Here is a 2,639-nt window from a genome sequence, read left to right on the forward strand (position 1 = left end):
TGTAAAAACCAGTGATATTGATCATCTGATTCCAATTTAAATTGACCACCAAGTTTTGGTTTAAATTGACCACCTAATTTCGGTGCAAAGTGAGCACCTCCATTTTATTTTAAAGAACTACTTTTTTTCATTTGTTAATTTATATTCAAATATAGATAAATAATTATCCCTTATTTATGCTTTTTTTCTTTCTCATAGATTCCCCGTGTAATTCAACCCTGTGCGATTGATGTATTAACCGGTCTAAGATTGCATCTGCTATGGTTTTCTCGCCGATTATATCATACCATCCTTGTACGGGGATTTGCGAGGTTACGATGATAGAACCGTTATTATGTCTGTCTTCAATGATCTCTAATAGTGTAATTCTGTTATGATTGTCGAGAGCCTGCAGTCCAAAATCATCTAATATAATAACATCCTGCCTTTGTATTTTAGCAAGTTCTCTTAAGTAAGTGCCGTCTGCTTTTGCCATTTTTAATTTCGCAAACAGTTTTGAAGTATTAAAGTAACTTACTTTATATCCTTCTATGCAGGCTTGATAACCTAGAGCAGTTCCTAAAAAACTTTTGCCCACACCAGTACTTCCTGTTATTAAAACATTTTCGTTCTTTTCAACAAAATTACACTCTGCAAGACGAAGTATAAGATTTCTGTCAATATTGCGTGACTGGTCAAAATTAATACTCTCAATATTTGATTTGTAGTGGAAGCGCGCATTTGCAATACTTCGTTCAATACGCCTGTTATGTCTTTCATCCCATTCGGCATCTATCATCATTGATATAAATTGATCGAGTGTATAATGATCAGTTTTGCCACTTTCAATGGCTGTTTTAAAAGCGTTATGCATTCCATGAAGCTTCATTTGCTTCATTTTTGTTACGGTAGATTCATTCATGGTATATTGATTTTAGTTAAAATAATGTTTCCCTCTAATGTTATTGTGCTCAGGAAGATCTTGCTCTTTTTCTTGTTCAAATGGTATTTTATCCAGACTGTTCTCTAAGATGTTGTTTATAGTTTTAAAGTTGTAGATTTTAAAGTCCAGAGCACGTTTACAGGCATTTATTAATCTTTCCCTGCCTACCTTTTTTTCAAAAGACAATATTCCTAAACAGCTTTTATACGCTTGTTCAGGATGGTTTCTGCTATCTATTATATGCATAATATATTCTCCTACTGATGGATCAATACTGTTGGCCCATTCAATAAATCTAAAAGCACTCCATTCCGATACAAATTGATGTGTACTTGCCAGATGTTCTGGATTTGTGGTATATATGTAAGGCTTGGGATTTCTGCTATGAGTAGCTATACGATTGTATTTAAAGTATATTTCAACGGTTGATTTTGTATATAACAGCTTTACTTTTTTCTTTAAATATTGATAAGGTACACTATAGTAGTTTTTGTCCTGGCTTAATTGGACGTGTCCATTTTGCATAACTGTTGCCATTGAATGATATTTAATTTCAAAACGTTCAAGAGGAAGTGGTTGTAATTCATGCTTCTCATCTTCAATAAACAACTCAAAACGAGAGTATGGACGCCCTGTGAGCTTTCTGTTATTATGATCGTCAAGCAAGTACCATATAGTTTGATTTAACTCTTCTATGCTAAAGAATTCCATATCCTTTAAATTTGCATAAATTCTTCTATAAAGTATTTTAACCGCTCCTTCAACCAAAGATTTATCTCTTGGTTTGTATGCTCTTGCAGGCAGAATAGTGGTTTCATAGTGTTCCGCTAAATCTGCAAGAGTTTCATTAATGGTGGGCTCGAAGCGATTGCTTTTGATTACGGCAGATTTTAGATTGTCTGGCACAATTGCAGCAGGAGTGCCTTCAAAAAAGCGTATCGCATTTTCTACTGAAGCAACAAAATCTTCTTTTTGCTGGCTCATAGAAGCTTCTGCGTACGTATATTGGCTTGCTCCAAGAATGGCAACAAAAAACTGTACTTCCTTGATTTCAGAGGTTGATTTGTTAATGATTGAGAGTGTCTTTCCTGCGTAATCCACATACATTTTATCTCCAGCTTTATGAATCATATGCATTACTGGATTGACTTTATTACTCCATTTGGAGTAGTGGAATCTAAATTGAGAGATTCTAAATCCATCTGGATTTAAAGAGATATAGCGCTCCCACATGCCATACATGGTAACGCCAGTTTTCTTTAATTCCCGCTCCATTTGTGGAAAGAACTCATAGACCTTCTGCATCCTTGGGGTGGTAATCTCTTCTGTGCTTTGGGAAAAAAGTATATCTAATTCTGAATCTGTTTTTTGATTAATCGATTCAAGACTTAATCCAAGTACTTCAAATAAAGAGATGTATTTTTTTACGGTATTTCTCGAAAGAGATAAATACTTGCTAATAAACAATTTGCTCTTACCGCCACAATATAATTTAATTACTTTTCTAATTTTATTCATGTCTATTGTATTATTTGCCATAGTCTGTAGTTTTATACAGATCCATGATTAAACAACATGAAAAAGAAGTAGTTTTTTGATGGTCACTTTGCACCGAAAATAGGTGGTCAGTTTAAATTGAAATTAGGTGATCAGTTTGCTCCGAATCGAGTGATCATTTTAAACTGAAAATCTATGGTCAATTTGACCGTTTTTTCCA

General features: G+C 34.0%; 2 protein-coding genes. Both read right to left on the minus strand.

Going from position 1 to position 2,639, the window contains the following annotated elements; translation table 11 throughout:
* Positions 1-163 precede the first annotated feature (163 nt).
* Positions 164-901, minus strand: a complete 738-nt coding sequence (istB, locus tag GKZ86_RS25155; protein WP_154785760.1) for an IS21-like element helper ATPase IstB — start codon at positions 899-901, stop codon at positions 164-166.
* Positions 902-913: 12 nt separating this feature from the next.
* Positions 914-2,461 carry an IS21 family transposase gene (gene istA, locus GKZ86_RS25160; RefSeq protein WP_154785761.1) on the minus strand — a complete coding sequence of 516 codons (1,548 nt, stop codon included), beginning with the start codon at positions 2,459-2,461 and terminating at the stop codon, positions 914-916.
* Positions 2,462-2,639 lie beyond the last annotated feature (178 nt).

Origin of the sequence: Flavobacterium sp. LC2016-13 (genome assembly GCF_009707955.1) — a bacterium.
GTDB lineage: Bacteria > Bacteroidota > Bacteroidia > Flavobacteriales > Flavobacteriaceae > Flavobacterium.

Bases quoted from the DNA above. Each gene is read 5' to 3' on its own strand.
- istB (WP_154785760.1), bottom strand. From the start codon at position 901: ATGAATGAATCTACCGTAACAAAAATGAAGCAAATGAAGCTTCATGGA.
- istA (WP_154785761.1), bottom strand. From the start codon at position 2,461: ATGGCAAATAATACAATAGACATGAATAAAATTAGAAAAGTAATTAAA.